This is a genomic window from Delftia sp. CH05, from assembly GCF_009827015.1.
Lineage (GTDB): Bacteria > Pseudomonadota > Gammaproteobacteria > Burkholderiales > Burkholderiaceae_C > Comamonas > Comamonas tsuruhatensis.
The window spans coordinates 100,225-114,619 of sequence record NZ_WUMG01000002.1 but is presented as its reverse complement, the minus strand read 5'-3'; the positions used below and the strand labels follow the sequence as shown (position 1 = coordinate 114,619).

Here is a 14,395-nt window from a genome sequence, read left to right as displayed (position 1 = left end):
GAATCCCGGGCGCAGGGCTTGCGGGCAAGACTGCCCGCAAATATGCGGTTTCTCAAGCGAAGCTTACCCTTACTCCGAAGCATCGCGCAGTTGCTGCAGGGCGGCCAGCACCAACTGCGCGTCGGCGGGCTGCAGCCGGGACTGCAGTGCGGACAGGGCCGCCTCGCCTTCCCTTTGCAGTTGGCCGATGGCCTGGCCGGCTTCCTTGGGGGCGTCGAAGCCCAGGCTTTGCAGCAGCAGCTGGCCGTCGGCAGCCACGAGCTTGAAGTAGAACTTGCCGTCGGCTTCGCGGTATTGCTTGAACTGGGGCAGGGCCTGCTTCGCGGCCTTGGCCTTGGCGGCCACGGGGGCCTGGGCCAGGCTGCGCAGGCCGACGGCCGAGCGCAGTTCGCGGATCAGGGGCAGGGTCTCGCGGCGGGCCTTGGTGGCGCCGGCCTGCAGGATGTCCTCCAGTTCGCCCGGATGGGCCACCAGGTGCTCGTAGCGTTCGCGCATGGGGGCCAGCTCGCGGTCGATGCGCTCGAACAGCTGCTGCTTGGCGTCGCCCCAGGCAATGCCTTCGGCGTACTGGCGGCGCAGCGCCTCGGTTTCTTCCTCGCTGGCAAAGCCCTGGTAGATCTGGAACAGGGCCGAGCCCTCGACTTCCTTGGGCTCGCCGGGCGTGCGCGAATCGGTGGTGATGCTGCCGATGAGCTTGCGCAGCTGCTCGCGCGTGGAGAACAGCGGGATGGTGTTGTTGTAGCTCTTGCTCATCTTGCGGCCGTCCAGGCCGGGCAGCGTGGCCACGTTGTCCTCGACCTGTGCCTCGGGCAGCGTGAAGAACTCGCCGCCATAGATGTGGTTGAAGCTGGAGGCCATGTCGCGCGCCATCTCGATGTGCTGGACCTGGTCGCGGCCCACGGGCACCTTGTGGGCGTTGAAGGCCAGGATGTCGGCAGCCATCAGCACGGGGTACATGAACAGGCCGGCAGTCACGCCGTCATCGGTCTCGGCGCCGTCCGCGTGGTTCTTGTCCACGGCCGCCTTGTAGGCGTGGGCGCGGTTGAGCAGGCCCTTGCCGGTCACGCAGGTCAGCAGCCAGCACAGCTCGGGGATCTCGGGGATGTCGGACTGGCGGTAGAAGGTCACATGCTCGGGGTCCAGCCCCGCCGCCAGCCAGCTGGCCGCGATCTCGATGGTGGAGCGCTGCACGCGCGCCGGGTCCTGGCACTTGATCAGTGCGTGGTAGTCGGCCAGGAAGTAGAAGTTCTCCACCTCGCGCGAGCGGCTGGCCGCGATGGCCGGGCGCAGCATGCCGGCATAGTTGCCGAGGTGCGGGGTTCCGCTGGGAGTGATGCCGGTGAGGAAACGGATGGTGCTCATGACGGGAGACTGCGACAGGCAATAGAGAGAAAAGAAGGGAATCTGACGGGCAGGCTGGGCGGGTCTGCCGCGCGTTCAGCGCAGCAGCGCGATCAGCGGCGTCAACGCGAGATCGATCACGGCATAGCCGAGATCCATCAGCGGCCGCAGCCACAGGCTGCCGACCACGCCGGCGATGACCAGTCCCATGACGATGAAGAATCCCCAGGGTTCGATTCGCGCCACCCATTGCGCCTGGCGCCAGGGCAGCAGGCCGACGAGGATGCGCCCGCCGTCCAGCGGCGGCAGCGGGAAGAGGTTGAAGGCCCACATCACCAGATTGACCAGGATGCCGGCGCGGCACATTTCAATGAAGAAGCGCTCGCCCACTCCCGATCCGACCAGAACCACGAGCAGCACGCCCCACATCAGCGCCTGCACGAAATTGGAGGCCGGGCCCGCCAGGGCCACCCAGATCATGTCGCGCTTGGGGTTGCGCAACTGGTCGAAGCGCACGGGCACGGGCTTGGCGTAGCCGAACAGGAAGGCGCCCGAGGTGGCGAAATACAGCAGCAGCGGCATCAGGATGGTGCCGATGGGGTCGATGTGCTTGATGGGGTTGAGCGTGATGCGTCCCATCATGGCGGCCGTGTTGTCGCCGAAGTGGCGTGCGGCATAGCCGTGGGCAGCCTCGTGCACCGTGATCGCGAAGAGCACGGGCAGGGCATAGATGAGTACGGTCTGGATGAGGTTGGAGATGTCCACGGCGGGCATTGTCTCAGACGGCGGCCACCCTTGCCGCTGGGCACCGCCAGAGCCCGTGCGCAGCGCTGCGGCCGACCGGATATGGTGGTTTCCCGCGGATTGGCAACAGCCGCCTCTGTGTTGCAAAATGAAACAGCAATGCGATGGGCGAATCAACAGGTTTTTCACCAAGGCCCTCGGGCCATATGGACAAGAGGTGGCACGTGGGCGTACTGGGCTTGGGCAGGCTGCCGATAGGCTGGCGGCTGGTGATTGCGTTCGGCGGTATCAATCTGCTGGTGTTCACGATGATGGCGGTCACGGTGCTCTCGCTGGGGCAGGCCGAGCAGGCGCTGGCGGCCGGCGGGGCGACCACGGTGGCCGAGCAGGCGCTGGTGCACACGCGCTGGTGGGTGCTGGGCCTGGGGGCGGCCGTCTGCACACTGGCCCTGGTGGCCTGGTTCAGCCTGCGGCGCGGCATCGTGCAGCCGCTGGGCCAGGCCATCCTGATTGCCGAAACGGTGGCCGCCGGCGACCTGAGCCAGGAGTTTTCGACCGAGCTGCAGGGCGACTTCGGCCGCCTGCTGGGCGCGCTGGGCACCATGGAAGACACGCTGACCGAGCTGGTCGGCCGCATCAAGCAGTCCACGGATTCCATCGGCCTGTCGGCCGGTGAGATCGACGCCGGCAACACCGACCTGTCGCGCCGCACCGAGGCCCAGGTCTCGGCGCTGGCCCAGACGGCGGCCAGCATGGAGCAACTCACGGCCACCGTGCGCCAGAACGCGGAGCGCGCGCATTCGGCCAGCGGCCTGGCCGTCGATGCATCGTCCACGGCCAGGCGCGGGGGGGCCGTGGTGGGCGAGGTGGTGCAGACCATGGAGGCCATCAGCGGCAGCTCGCGCAAGATCGTGGACATCATCCAGGTCATCGAAGGCATTGCCTTCCAGACCAATATCCTTGCGCTGAACGCGGCCGTGGAGGCGGCACGCGCGGGCGAACAGGGCCGGGGCTTCGCCGTGGTGGCCAGCGAGGTGCGCAGCCTGGCCGGCCGTTCGGCCGAGGCTGCCAAGCAGATCAAGGAACTGATCACCACCAGCGTGCGCCAGGTGGAAAGCGGCGCGGGCCTGGTCAACCAGGCGGGGGCCACCATGCAGGAGATTGTCGGCGCCGTGGGCCAGGTCTCGGGCCTGCTCGGCGAAATGTCGCAGGCCCTGCGCGAGCAAAGCGAAGGCATTGCCCAGGTCAACGCCGCCGTGGGCCACATGGACAGCGCCACCCAGGAGAACGCGGCCCTGGTGCATCAGGCCTCGCGTGCGGCCTCAGCGTTGAGCGAGCGCGCCCAGGAGCTGGAGCAGGCCGTGGGCGCCTTCAAGCTCGATGACGAGCCGCAGGATGCTGGCGCTGGCGTGCGGGTGCAGCCGCAGAAGCCGTCGATGGCTCCCGCCGCAGTCTTGTCCGCCGCTGTGACGAGGCCGTTGCAGCGCGCGCCGGCTGCTGCACCCCGGCCCCTGGAGTGGGCGCAGCACTGAACGCCTTTCAGGATCAAGCTGCAAAAACAGACGCCGGGCATGCCCGGCGTTGATGTTTGTGCGGGGGGTGGGGTGATTCAGGTCATTTCCAGGCCCAGGGCCTCCAGGCTGCCCCGGCCTTGCCGCACCACGGTGGGCGGATTGCCCAGGGCCATGGGCACCAGGTCGATCACCGTGGTCGGCTCCGAGGGGCAGGCACCTGCATCGACGATGGCATCGAGCTCGTGGGGAAAGCGCTCCAGGATGGCATCCGCGTCATGCAGGGCCTCGGTCTCTCCGGGCGGGATCAGCGTGGTGGCGATCAGCGGCTCGCCCAGCTGCTCCAGCAGCAGCTGCGTGCCCTTGCGGTCCGGCACGCGCAGGCCGATGGTCTTGCGCGAGGGGTGGCTCAGGCGCTTGGGCACTTCCTTGGAGGCTTCCAGGATGAAGGTGTAGGGGCCCGGCGTGGCCAGCTTCAACAGCCGGTACTGGCGGTTGTCCACGCGCGCATGGCTGGACAGCTCCGACAGGTCGCGGCACAGCAGCGTGAGGTGGTGCTTGTCGTTGATCTGGCGGATGCGGCGAAGCCGCTCCACCGCAGGGCGGTCGTCCAGATGGCAGACCAGTGCATAGCTGGAGTCCGTGGGAATGGCCAGGATGGCGCCCTGGCGCAGCATGTCGGCGGCCTGCTTGATGAGACGGGGCTGGGGATTGTCGGGGTGGGCTTCGAAGCGTAGGACCATGGTGTGCGTTGTTTGCGGGAAGGGCTCAGGCCGGCTGAATGCGCTCGCCCAGCAGTTCCCATACCGGCGTCAGCTGGCCCGGCAGGTAGGGCAGGTCGCCCAGGTCGGTATGCGACTCCTCGGGGCTGTGGAAGTCGCTGCCGCGCGAGGCGGCTAGGCCGAACTCGCGGGCCATGTCGGCATAGACAGCGTACTCGCTGGGGCGGTGGCTGCCGGTGACGACCTCCACGCCCTGGCCCCCATGGGCCTTGAATTCGGAAAACAGCGCGTACTCCTCGTTGGCCGTCAGCGCATAGCGGGCCGGGTGGGCGATCACCGCCACGCCGCCGGCCTGCGTGATCCAGCGCACGGCGTCGGCCAGGCGCGCCCAGGTATGGGGCACGTAGCCGGGATGGCCTTCGGTCAGGTAGTGGCGGAACACCTCGCCGGTGTCGCGGCAGCGGCCGGATTCCACGAGAAAGCGCGCGAAATGCGTGCGCGAGATCAGCGCGGGATTGCCGGCAAAGCGCAGCGCGCCTTCGTAGCTGCCTTCAATGCCGGCCAGCTCCAGCTGGTGGGCCATCTCGCGGGCGCGGGGACCGCGTCCGTCGCGCGTGGCATGCAGGCCTTCGACCAGGGCCGGGTCGTCTGCGTCAAAGCCCAGGCCCACGATGTGCACCGTGGTGCCTGCAAAGCTCACCGAGATCTCTGCGCCCGTCAGGTAGTCCAGGCCGCAGGCGCGCGCTGCGGCGGCTGCGCGGTGCTGGCCGCCGACCTCGTCGTGGTCGGTCAGCGCCCACAGCTGCACGCCGCGGGCCGCGGCACGTTCGGCCAGTTGTTCAGGCGTCAGCGTTCCATCCGAGACCACGGAGTGGCTGTGCAGATCGGCATTCAGATAGGACTTGGGCACCGGCCCATTGTAGGTGTCGGTCCTTTTCCGAGCCTGGCGCTGCGGCTGGGGACTTCCCTGAGTGCGGGTTTACCGCCCTCAATAGTGACAGCGGCATGACGATGATCAGCCAGGCGCCGTCAAGGGTGGACAAGAATGATTGCCCGGAGCGAAGGTCGGCGGGGCGCCATGGCCAGGCTCCGGCATTGTTAGAAAAAAGATCGGTTTTTCCATGAATCTGAATCAAATCACCGTCGCCCAGAAACTCTGGGCCCTGGTGCTGGGACTGCTGGTGAGCATGCTGGCGGTCAACGGCGGCATCCTGTTCTATCTGCACGGAGTCAACGAGAAGATCAACACCGACGTGATGACCGCGCAGCGCGGCGCCACGCTGGCGCGCGAGTGGCGGCATCTGACCCAGATGAGCGTGGAGCGCTCCATCGTCGCGGCCATGTCACCCGACGAGACGCTGGCCGCGCAGCAGCGCGCGCTGATGAGCAAGGGCATAGAACGCATCAACGTGCTGCAAAAGCAGGTGGGCGAGCTGCAGCTCGATGCCAAGGGCAAGCAGGCGCTGGAGGCCGTGGCGGCCGAGCGCCGGGAAACGCTCAAGGCCAACTCGGCGGCCCAGGATGCGCGCAAGGCCAGCGACTTCGCCTCTACCTTCGACATCGTGGAAAAGCAGCTGCGCCCGGCGGCCGAGCGGTACAACACGGCGCAGGAAGCCTTTGTGCAGCAGCAGGAGCGCCAAAGCGAGCTGGCGCGCGAGGAGGGCGTCGCCCACCGCACCCGGGCCTACTGGATCGGCGCCCTGGCCAGCGCGCTCATCGTGGCCCTGGGCCTGTTCATGGGCATGGCCATCATGCGTTCCATCACACGGCCGCTGGACCAGGCCGTGGCGCTGGCCGACGGCATTGCCGCAGGCGATCTCACGGGGTCGGTGCAAAGCAACCGGGGCGATGAGCTGGGCCATCTGCTGCAGGCGCTCAACGGCATGGCCCAGCGGCTGCGCGGCGTGGTGGGCGAGGTGCGTTCGGGCGTGGAGTCCGTGTCCACGGCCTCCAACCAGATCGCCAGCGGCAACCAGGACCTGTCCTCGCGTACCGAGCAGACGGCGGCGAATCTGGAGGAGACGGCGGCCAGCATGGAGGAGCTGACGGCCACCGTCACCCAGTCGGCCGATACGGCGCGCCAGGCCAACCAGCTGGCCGCCACGGCCGCGCAGGCGGCCGAGCAGGGTGGCGCCGTGGTGGCCCAGGTGGTCACCAGCATGCAGCAGATCACGGACAGCAGCCGCAAGATCGCCGACATCATCGGCGTGATCGACGGCATTGCCTTCCAGACCAACATCCTCGCGCTCAACGCCGCCGTGGAAGCGGCCCGCGCAGGCGAGCAGGGCCGGGGCTTTGCCGTGGTGGCCGGCGAGGTGCGTTCGCTGGCGCAGCGCAGTGCCGAGGCCGCCAAGGAGATCAAGCTGCTGATCACCACCAGCGTGGACAACGTGCAGTCGGGCTCGCAGCAGGTGGAGCAGGCGGGGCGCTCCATGGAGGAAATCGTCTCCAGCGTGCGCCGCGTCAGCGACCTCATCGGCGAGATCACCGCCTCGTCCACCGAGCAGCGCGACGGCATTGGCCAGGTCAACCAGGCCGTGAGCCAGCTCGACCAGATGACGCAGCAGAATGCGGCCCTGGTCGAGGAATCCAGCGCGGCTGCGCTGGCCATGCAGGACCAGGCGCGGCGCCTGTCCGAGGTGGTGGCGGTGTTCAAGCTGGGGCAGGAAGGCAGTGCGCTGGCACCGGCCCGGGCGCAGGCGCCCGCCAGTTCAGCCGCCGTGGCGCGCCGACCGGCAGCAGCCCCTGCAGCGGCGGCACGTCCCGCGCCCGCGGCACGCCCGGCTGCCGCCGTGCGCAATGCACCGGCGCCCCAGATCCAGCCGCCTGTGGCCAAGGCGCCCGCCCGGGCACCTGCCAAGGCCGGCGCGGACGACGACTGGGAGACCTTCTAGCGGGAGGAGCGGGGATGCAGGCCGGCGCGTGCATGTGCGCCGGCCTGCAGGCCTTCGTCAGTTGCGCGGTTTGCCGTAGTCGGGCGAGCGCGGGCCCGGCAGCAGTCCGCGCTGCGCCATGGGCGACAGCAGGCGCTGGTTGGCGATGGAGGCGATCTGCACGCTGCGGTCGTTCATGGTGTCCAGGATCTGGTTGAGCAGTGCCGTCACCAGAATGCCGACCAGTCCGCCGCCCGAGCTTTGGCCTTCGGCACTGGAGGCCGTGGCGCTGCCGTCCCACAGCTGTGTGCCGGTACGCAGGTCCACCAGTTTGGCGTCCAGCGTGACCACCGAGGCGCTGCTGATCACCGCATAGCTGGTGCCGTAGTTGCGGATGTTCAGGTACAGGGCCGCATCGGCGCCAAAGATTTCACGGAGCTTGGCCACGGGCAGTTCCTGCGCATCGTCGGCGCTGACGATGCCGTTCTGGCGGAACATTTCCTCGGTGACCGCCACGGGCAGGACGTAGTAGCCAGCCTCTGCCAGCGGCAGCGTGATCTGCGACAGCACGCCGGCCGGCGCATTCACTTCCGGCGACTGGTTCAGCGCGGGCATGACCAGGATGGATGCAGGCTTGGATGCCCGCAGTGCCGAATAGTCATAGGGCGCAGTGGTGGCGCACCCGGTCAGTGCGACGGTCATGGCCAGGGCCAGGGTCTTGATGTGTGTGCTCAGGCGCATCTCAATCCTTGCGGGCCGTGAAGGTTTGCAGCAGCGTGTCCATGAACTTGGCGGATTCGGGGAAATGCTGCTTTTCCTCTGCCAATTGCTGCACCGTCTTTTCGTTGTTGCCGGTCCGGGAATACAGCATGGCCATATGGGCGCGATAGCCGGGGGGCAAAGCCTTTCCCTCGGCCTGCACCTTCAGGCGGGTTTCTTCCAGCTTGAGCAATTGGTCCTCGGCGCCTGTGCTTCCGTCATCCTTGAGGTATTGATAGACCTGGGGCTGGTAATCGTTCCAGGCATACAGCGGCTGGCGCGGTGCGGCGCAGCCGGCCAACGAGGCGCAAATGGCCAGTGCAGCCAGGGTTGCGGCCGAATGGGGAATCTGCTTCATTGCGCGGGCTTCCATGCTCCGCTGTCCATGCCGGCCGCCAGCTTGTCCACGGCTTCGCGGATGGCCAGATCCAGCACCTTGCCATTGAGTGTGGAGTCATAGCCGGCCGTGCTGCCGAATCCCACGATTTCCCGGTTCGACAGGCTGTATTCGCCTGCGCCCTGCACCGAATAGACGACTTCGGAGGTCTGCACCCGGACGATGTTCAGGCTGACCTTGGCATAGGCCACCTGCTCCTTGCCACGGCCGAGCACGCCGAAGAACTGGCGGTCCCCGACCACCTTGCGGCCGAATTCGCTCACGTCGCCGGTCACGACGTAGGTGGCGCCCTTGATCGCCTGCTCCTGCCGGTTGAAGCCCGCTTCCTGGCGGGTCTCGGACATGTTGTCGCGGTCCAGCACGCTGAATCGGCCGCTTTGCTGCAGGTGGGTTACCAAGATGGTTCTGGCCTGGCCACCGAGGCGGTCGACTCCGTCCGAGAAAATGCCGCGCTGGAAGCTGGAGCGGTTGTCGAACTTGCCCACGGAAATGGGGCTGCGCGGGCCTTGATAGGCGCTGTATGCAGAAGCGGGTTTGGCCGTTTCAAGCGTGCGCGATTGCTCGGTGGTGGCGCAGCCGGAAAGGCCGGCGGCCAGGGTGATGGCAATGGCCGTGCAAGGCCACAGGCGAGAAGTCATGAGTTTTTCCCCGGTTTTCTTGGAATGAATTTGCAATAAATTGTTGCAAAAAACCGGGGATATTAACCGAGCGGCGCCGTGAAGGGCCGGTGGGATCTCTAGGAAATGTCCGAATGAACGCCCTCGATCAAGAATTGCACCTTGCGCTCTCCGCGCCATTCATTGATGTCCATGCGAAATGCAATGCAGGCCGATGACGGCAGCGGGTCGGTATGGCCGAACCAGATGCCGTCCACGGTTTCGCCCTGATGGCGCAATTGCAGTTTCAGGTGCTTTTCCCCGACCAGGCGCTGTGACAGCACTTCCAGCTGTTCACTGAAGGTGGGAGGCGCAAAGCCCTGGCCCCAGACCGCGAGATTGAGCTGCTCGACCATTTCCGGCTTGCGGAAATCCGGGTCCAGAGGCCCGTCGGTTTCTATGCGCCGCGTCAGCGTGGCCGCGTCCAGCCATTCCTGGGCCACCTGGGCCAGGGCCTTCTCGAACACGGCGAATCCGGCTTCGGCAATGGTGCAGCCGGCCGCCATGGCGTGGCCGCCGAAGCGCAGCAGCAGGCCAGGGTGGCGCTTGGATACCAGGTCCAGCGCGTCGCGCAGGTGAAAGCCGGGAATGGAGCGGCCCGAGCCCTTGAGTTCATGCTCGTGCCCCGGCGCGCCGCTGGCTGCGAAGACGAAGCTGGGCCGGTGCATGCGGTCCTTGATGCGCGAGGCCACGATGCCGACCACGCCTTCGTGGAAATCGGGGTCGAACACGCTGATGGCCGCCGGCGGCGTCATGCCGTCCGTGCACAGGCCCTCGGCCATGAGCAGGGCCTGCTCGCGCATGCCGCCTTCCAGCTCGCGGCGCTCGCGGTTGATGGCGTCCAGCATCTGGGCCAGGTTGGCGGCGCGGCCCGCATCGTCTGTGGTCAGGCACTCGATGCCGATGGTCATGTCGGACAGCCGGCCTGCTGCATTGATGCGCGGGCCCAGGGCAAAGCCGAAGTCGAACGTGGTGGCCGCAAAGGCCTTGCGGCCGGCCGCGTCGAACAAGGCCTGCAGGCCCGGCTGCATCTGGCCCCGGCGTATCTGCTTGAGGCCCAGGGCGACCAGGCGGCGGTTGTTGGCGTCCAGCCGGACCACGTCGGCCACCGTGCCCAGGGCGACCAGGGGCAGCAGGGCCTCCAGCCGGGGTTGGCTGGCCTTGTCGAAGCGGCCGCGCGCGCGCAGTTCGGCTCGCAGGGCCAGCAGCACGTAGAACATCACGCCGACACCGGCCATGGACTTGCTCTCGAAGCTGCAGCCGGGCTGGTTGGGGTTGACGATGGCATCGGCCAGCGGCAGGTGGTTGCCGGGCAGGTGGTGGTCGGTGACGACCACCTGCAGGCCCAGGGACTTGGCCTCGGCCACGCCTTCGACGCTGGCAATGCCGTTGTCCACGGTGACCATCACGTCGGCGCCGGTTTCCTTAACACGGCGCGCGATGGGGGGTGTCAGGCCGTAGCCGTCCACCACGCGGTCGGGCACCAGGTAGCTGACCTCGGTCGCGCCCAGCATGCGCAGGCCGCGCCAGCCCACGGCGCAGGCGGTGGCGCCGTCGCAGTCGTAGTCGGCCACGATGCACAGGCGCAGGCCGCGCTCTATGGCATCGGCCAGCAGCCGCACGGCGGCGTCCATGCCCAGCAGGCCCGAGGGGGCCAGCAGGCGCGCGGGCGTGTCGTCCAGTTCGTCGGCGGAGCACACGCCGCGTGCGGCGTAGAGCTGGGCCAGCAGCGGGTGGACACCGGCCTGGCGCAGTGCCCAGGCCTGCTGCGCAGGGATCTCGCGGGGAATGATTTTCATGGGCAGTGTGTCAGAGCATGCGGCCCAGGTCGGGCAGGGCGCGGGGGCCGAAAAGGCCCGTCAGCCTGTCCAGCCAGCGCGGCGGGCGGCTGCTCCATGCGATGGCATGGCGTTCGCCGCACAGCGTCAGCGTGAGCGGGTGGCCTGCGCGCACGCGCTCCAGCAGGCGGGCGATGAGCCCGGCGTCCAGCGCCTTCCAGGCCTCGCGCCACGCAGCGGGGTTGCCCTGCAGGGCTGCGGCGTGAAGGTCGTCCAGGCATTGCACGGCGGCCTTGGCGCCGGTGGCCGTGCCGGGCTGCAGGCGCCCGGCGCCGTGGACCCAGAAGGCGTTGATGGGCACCTGGCCGCGCGCGGCGCGGGCGTCGTTGAAGACATGGGTGTAGAGCAGCATCTGCACCTCGCTTTGCAGGCGGTGCAGGGCGCGCGCCTGCTGCGCATCGGGCAGCCAGGGCCGCACGTCGCGGCCGATGACGCGGTCCATGGAGGCCGTGGCCAGGTCATCGAACAGCGCACCGCGCGCCAGCCAGCGCTGCGGCTGCTGGTACTCCAGCACGATGCCGTCGTCGGCGAACCAGGGCGCCAGCAGGGCCAGCAGCTGGCGGGATTCCTCATCGCTGAGGGGTGTGGTGGCGGGATCGCTCTGGTGCACCTGGTCTGCGCCTATGTGCCAGTGGCAGGGCGTGACATAGGCGCAGGCCTGTGCCGTCTCACCGGCCTGCCAGGCGGCCCAGGCAATCAGGCCCGGTGTATCGGGCAGGCCCAGCGAGTGCGCCAGGGCGCGTTCGTGGGGGGGAGAAAAATCCATCTCCGTGCCGGTCTGTGCGGGCGCGGGCTGCATCAGCGCCAGCAGGGATTGGAGATGGGGCAGCTCCAGGCCGCCCCAGACGGCCGCGACGGCAGCGTCATCCGCTGCATCCGAGGACGGACCGCCGGCATAGGGAATGATCCATTCGGTCGTTTCCTCCAGCGGGGCTTGGGTGGAGGACACCAGGGGCGCAGTCAAAAGCATGGCCGCTATTGTCGGGCATGGGTTGCCGCAATGCCGGCGCCTTCGTTTTTCCCCTTGGAGCGCGGTTCAGCGCTGGGGCATGTCGCGGGCCGAAGAGACCAGGCTGACCGTGGCGTCCTCGGGGATGGGTGGCATGCCCTGGTTCCAGTCTTCCCAGGCGCTGCGCATGGCGGCCAGTCTCTCGGGCGCGCGCACTGCCTGGTTGGCGCGCTCGCGCTCGTCGGCGGCAAGGTCGAACAGGTAGTCGATGCCGTCCACGCGCAGGTACTTCCAGTCGCCATCGCGCAGGGCACGTTGGCCGCGGTGCTTCATGCGCCAGTGCAGGGTGCGTGGGAATTCGGCATCTTCGGCGCGCAGCACGGGCAGCAGCGAGATGCCGTCCAGCGCATGGCCCTCTGGCGCCTGCACGCCGGCGGCATCCAGCACCGTGGCCGACCAGTCCATGCTCATGCAGTGCTGGGGGCTGCTGCGGCCCGGTGCGATCACGGCCGGCCAGTGCGCGATCCAGGGCACGCGTATGCCGCCCTCGGTCAGGTCCATCTTGCCGCCGACCAGGGGCCAGTTGTCGGAGAAGCGTTCGCCGCCGTTGTCGCTGGTGAAGACGATGAGGGTGTTGTCCAGCTGCCCGTTGGCGCGCAGCGCCTCGACGATCCAGCCTATGCCTTCGTCCATGTGGTGGATCATGCGGCGGTACTGGTGGATGTTGCCGCCGTCCAGGTGGGCAATGCCTGCGCCCAGTGCCTCGGCCGTGCTGCGGTCCTCGCGCGTTTCCCAGGGCCAGTGCGGCGCCGTGTAGTGCAGGCTCAGGAAGAAGGGCGCATCGCCTTGGGCCATGCGGTGGACGAAGTCCACGCTGCGCTGCGACAGCAGGTCGGTCAGGTAGCCCTCGTCATGGTGTTCCTCCTCGCCCACCCACAAGTCGTGCTGGCCCGAGCTGCTCAGGTGGGTGAAGTAGTCCACGCCGCCCGACATGGGGCCGAAGTATTCCTCGTAGCCCGAGCGCAGCGGGCCGAAGTGCGGCGGGTAGCCCAGGTGCCATTTGCCGATCAGCGCCGTGCGGTAGCCCGCATCCCTGAGCATGGAGGCCACGGTGGGCATGTCCGGCGGCAGGCCCAGCTTCTCGCCCAGCGGCGTGCCGCGTGTCTTGCTGTTGATGGGTTCCTCGGCCGCACCGCGCAGGCGGTACTGGTAGCGCGCCGTGGCCAGGGCAAAGCGCGTGGGAGAGCACACGGGCGAGTTGGCATAGCCCTGGGTGAGCCTGAGGCCACCGGCGGCCAGTCGGTCGAGCACGGGCGATACCGGGCCGAAGTCGGCCGCCCGGCCGCCGTAGCAGCCGAGGTCGGCATAGCCGAGGTCGTCGGCCACGATGAAGAGGATATTGGGACGGGACATGGACATGCGCTCTGTGCAGGGTTGTGGACGGGAAGCGGCGGCGCTCATTCCATCTTCATTCCGGTGGACTGGATCACGGTCCGGTAGCGGTCGGCCAGCGCCTGTATGCGTTCGGCGGCGGCCGGGCCGGTCAGGCCTTCGTAGAACAGGTCGTTGGCGCGCATGCGCTCGCGCAGGGCCGGATCCTTTATGGCCTTTTCCAGCGCGGACTGGATTCTTGCGACCAGGGGCTCGGGCGTGGCGGCAGGCACCCACAGGGCGAACAGCACTTCCTGCTCCAGGTCCTTGTGGCCCAGCTCGCCCACGGTGGGCACGCCGGGCACCAGCGGGTTGCGCTGGCGCGTGGTCACGGCCAGCGGCACGACCTTGCCGGCCGCCACCTGGCCCAGCATGGCCGAGGAGCTGATGATGCCGCCGTCCACCTCGCCCGCCAGCACGGCCGTGCTGGCCGGGGCGTTGCCCTTGTAGGGCACGTGACTGACCTTGGCGCCCGTGGCATGGGTGAGGATGGCCGAGGCCAGATGGCCCGGCGTGCCGTAGCCGGCCGAGCCCAGCGTCAGGCCGCTTCTCTTGCCCTGGGCGATGAACTGGTCCAGGGTCCTGAGGCCTGTGCGTGGGTTGACGGCCACCATCATTCCCTGCGAGGCGATCATCATCACGGGACGCAGGTCCGTGCCCTTGAACGGCATGCTCTTGTAGATGAAGGGATTGACGGTGAAGGTCGTGTCGATGCCGACCAGCAGCGTGTAGCCGTCGCCGGGCGCCTTGGCCGCGTTGTCGGTGCCGATGTTGCCGCCCGCGCCGGGCCGGTTGTCCACGACGAAGGGCTGTTTGAGTTCACGCTGCAGTACCTCGCCCAGGCTGCGCGCCAGGATGTCGGCGGCGCCGGCGGGCGCGAAGGCGACGACGATGCGCACGGGTTTGGCGGGCCAGGCCGCGGCATCGGCGGCCGCATCGGCCCGGGCGCCAGCGCCGGAGCCCAGGCCCAGCAGAAGGGCCAGGCCGGCCCGCAGCAGCGGGCTGCGCAAGGCATGGGTGGCATGGGTGGCTTGGAACAGGGAAAACATGGTGGCGAACTTTCTGCGCTGCGGGGGCGCCGGGCTTTGCGAGAATCCCCAGGCCGGCTCCGGACGGTGGCTCCCGTTGTCTCCTTTCCGGACGGGGCCACTGTAGAAGTCCCTGCAGCAATTGA

13 protein-coding genes are annotated in these 14,395 nt (G+C 68.2%); 2 read left to right on the top strand and 11 right to left on the bottom strand.

All coding sequences use genetic code 11. The annotated features are described in order from the left end of the window. Positions 1-69: 69 nt before the first annotated feature. Both GRX31_RS02345 and GRX31_RS02340 read right to left on the bottom strand, forming a co-directional pair. Positions 70-1,362 carry a tryptophan--tRNA ligase gene (locus tag GRX31_RS02345; protein ID WP_017404606.1) on the bottom strand — a complete coding sequence of 431 codons (1,293 nt, stop codon included), beginning with the start codon at positions 1,360-1,362 and terminating at the stop codon, positions 70-72. Between the two features lie 75 nt (positions 1,363-1,437). Then, positions 1,438-2,115 (bottom strand): site-2 protease family protein, encoded by a 678-nt coding sequence (locus tag GRX31_RS02340; protein ID WP_016445716.1) that lies wholly within the window; start codon positions 2,113-2,115, stop codon positions 1,438-1,440. Positions 2,116-2,291: 176 nt separating this feature from the next. Here GRX31_RS02340 and GRX31_RS02335 point away from each other — a divergent pair, with 176 nt between their 5' ends. Continuing rightward, positions 2,292-3,617: a methyl-accepting chemotaxis protein gene (locus GRX31_RS02335; protein WP_047217067.1), complete on the top strand. Its 1,326-nt coding sequence runs from the start codon at positions 2,292-2,294 to the stop codon at positions 3,615-3,617. A gap of 77 nt (positions 3,618-3,694) precedes the next feature. On the opposite strand, the gene GRX31_RS02330 is transcribed toward GRX31_RS02335, so the two are convergent. Continuing rightward, complete coding sequence (locus GRX31_RS02330) at positions 3,695-4,339, bottom strand: L-threonylcarbamoyladenylate synthase (protein WP_016445718.1); 645 nt, start codon at positions 4,337-4,339, stop codon at positions 3,695-3,697. Positions 4,340-4,364: 25 nt separating this feature from the next. After that, positions 4,365-5,228, bottom strand: coding sequence for a 3',5'-nucleoside bisphosphate phosphatase (locus GRX31_RS02325; RefSeq protein WP_034364087.1), 864 nt, complete (start codon positions 5,226-5,228; stop codon positions 4,365-4,367). Positions 5,229-5,439: 211 nt separating this feature from the next. Between GRX31_RS02325 and GRX31_RS02320 the strand changes: the two genes are divergently transcribed. Next, a complete protein-coding gene (locus tag GRX31_RS02320) occupies positions 5,440-7,212 on the top strand; it encodes a methyl-accepting chemotaxis protein (RefSeq protein WP_046984442.1) in 1,773 nt (590 codons plus the stop codon). Positions 7,213-7,269: 57 nt separating this feature from the next. Here GRX31_RS02320 and GRX31_RS02315 read toward each other — a convergent pair whose 3' ends face one another. From GRX31_RS02315 to GRX31_RS02285, 7 genes are all read right to left on the bottom strand, one after another. After that, on the bottom strand, positions 7,270-7,932 hold the full coding sequence (locus GRX31_RS02315; RefSeq protein WP_017407772.1) for a DUF799 domain-containing protein: 663 nt from the start codon (positions 7,930-7,932) through the stop codon (positions 7,270-7,272). 1 nt (position 7,933) lies between these two features. Further along, positions 7,934-8,308, bottom strand: a complete 375-nt coding sequence (locus GRX31_RS02310) for a DUF4810 domain-containing protein (protein WP_016445722.1) — start codon at positions 8,306-8,308, stop codon at positions 7,934-7,936. After that, positions 8,305-8,985: a CsgG/HfaB family protein gene (locus GRX31_RS02305; RefSeq protein WP_016445723.1), complete on the bottom strand. Its 681-nt coding sequence runs from the start codon at positions 8,983-8,985 to the stop codon at positions 8,305-8,307. The genes GRX31_RS02310 and GRX31_RS02305 overlap by 4 nt, the downstream gene beginning before the upstream one ends. 98 nt (positions 8,986-9,083) lie before the next feature. Then, on the bottom strand, positions 9,084-10,802 hold the full coding sequence (recJ, locus tag GRX31_RS02300) for a single-stranded-DNA-specific exonuclease RecJ (RefSeq protein WP_160851321.1): 1,719 nt from the start codon (positions 10,800-10,802) through the stop codon (positions 9,084-9,086). Positions 10,803-10,812: 10 nt separating this feature from the next. Beyond that, on the bottom strand, positions 10,813-11,811 hold the full coding sequence (locus tag GRX31_RS02295) for a hypothetical protein (protein ID WP_017406863.1): 999 nt from the start codon (positions 11,809-11,811) through the stop codon (positions 10,813-10,815). 66 nt (positions 11,812-11,877) lie between these two features. Next, positions 11,878-13,203: a sulfatase family protein gene (locus tag GRX31_RS02290; protein ID WP_133072225.1), complete on the bottom strand. Its 1,326-nt coding sequence runs from the start codon at positions 13,201-13,203 to the stop codon at positions 11,878-11,880. Between the two features lie 44 nt (positions 13,204-13,247). Further along, positions 13,248-14,270, bottom strand: a complete 1,023-nt coding sequence (locus GRX31_RS02285; RefSeq protein ID WP_016451085.1) for a tripartite tricarboxylate transporter substrate binding protein — start codon at positions 14,268-14,270, stop codon at positions 13,248-13,250. Positions 14,271-14,395 lie beyond the last annotated feature (125 nt).

What these genes read in the sequence shown, in the direction of transcription:
- GRX31_RS02345 (WP_017404606.1), bottom strand. Translation starts at nt 1,362, where the DNA reads ATGAGCACCATCCGTTTCCTCACCGGCATCACTCCCAGCGGAACCCCG.
- GRX31_RS02340 (WP_016445716.1), bottom strand. Translation starts at nt 2,115, where the DNA reads ATGCCCGCCGTGGACATCTCCAACCTCATCCAGACCGTACTCATCTAT.
- GRX31_RS02335 (WP_047217067.1), top strand. Translation starts at nt 2,292, where the DNA reads ATGGACAAGAGGTGGCACGTGGGCGTACTGGGCTTGGGCAGGCTGCCG.
- GRX31_RS02330 (WP_016445718.1), bottom strand. Translation starts at nt 4,339, where the DNA reads ATGGTCCTACGCTTCGAAGCCCACCCCGACAATCCCCAGCCCCGTCTC.
- GRX31_RS02320 (WP_046984442.1), top strand. Translation starts at nt 5,440, where the DNA reads ATGAATCTGAATCAAATCACCGTCGCCCAGAAACTCTGGGCCCTGGTG.
- GRX31_RS02315 (WP_017407772.1), bottom strand. Translation starts at nt 7,932, where the DNA reads ATGCGCCTGAGCACACACATCAAGACCCTGGCCCTGGCCATGACCGTC.
- GRX31_RS02310 (WP_016445722.1), bottom strand. Translation starts at nt 8,308, where the DNA reads ATGAAGCAGATTCCCCATTCGGCCGCAACCCTGGCTGCACTGGCCATT.
- GRX31_RS02305 (WP_016445723.1), bottom strand. Translation starts at nt 8,985, where the DNA reads ATGACTTCTCGCCTGTGGCCTTGCACGGCCATTGCCATCACCCTGGCC.
- recJ (WP_160851321.1), bottom strand. Translation starts at nt 10,802, where the DNA reads ATGAAAATCATTCCCCGCGAGATCCCTGCGCAGCAGGCCTGGGCACTG.
- GRX31_RS02295 (WP_017406863.1), bottom strand. Translation starts at nt 11,811, where the DNA reads ATGCTTTTGACTGCGCCCCTGGTGTCCTCCACCCAAGCCCCGCTGGAG.
- GRX31_RS02290 (WP_133072225.1), bottom strand. Translation starts at nt 13,203, where the DNA reads ATGTCCCGTCCCAATATCCTCTTCATCGTGGCCGACGACCTCGGCTAT.
- GRX31_RS02285 (WP_016451085.1), bottom strand. Translation starts at nt 14,270, where the DNA reads ATGTTTTCCCTGTTCCAAGCCACCCATGCCACCCATGCCTTGCGCAGC.